This window comes from Bradyrhizobium sp. MI1.3, from assembly GCF_055811695.1.
Window position 1 is genome coordinate 1 of the sequence record NZ_JBVVPQ010000247.1, and the last position, 581, is coordinate 581.

1 protein-coding gene is annotated in these 581 nt (G+C 66.4%); it reads right to left on the bottom strand.

The annotated features are described in order from the left end of the window. Positions 1 to 581, bottom strand: a 581-nt coding sequence (locus AC0L3A_RS40870) for a transposase (protein ID WP_473256600.1), incomplete at both ends; no start/stop codon positions are given.

Below are 581 nucleotides of genomic sequence, written 5' to 3' on the forward strand. Positions count from 1 at the left end.
GTCAGGATTTCGTCGAGGCCTTCGAGGATGCTGGCCGCGACGCCGGGCCATTGCTGGTCGAGGCGACGCGCGAGATTGCGGATCAATTTTTCAGCCTTGTCGGCGTCATCGAGCTCCCAGGCCTGGCGCAGCACCCGACGGGTGGCCGCATGATGTTCTTTCGGCAGGCGTTCCATGATGTTGCGCGCCTTGTGGATCTGGCAGCGCTGGATCGCAGCGGCCGAACCGAAGGTGCGGCGGATCGCCTTCGACAACGCTTTCGCGCCGTCGGCGATGAACAGTCTTGGCATCGTCGGGTCGAGCCCGCGCGAGACCAGGTTGTCCAGCAGGGCCTGAACCGTTGCGGCATTCTCGGTCGCCCCTTCCACCAGCGCCAGCGGATGCTTGTTGCCTTCGCCGTCAACTCCGATCGCGGCGACCAGCACGAGATCGTCGCCGAGATGCAGCCCGTCGATTTGGACCACCAGAAGGTCGAGCGCGGACAGGTCGGCAGCCATGAAGTCGGCCAGCCGCGCCGCCGACAGCGCTACGAACCTCCGCGAGGCCGCCGACTTCGAAACCCCCGATCCGGGCGGTGCCGG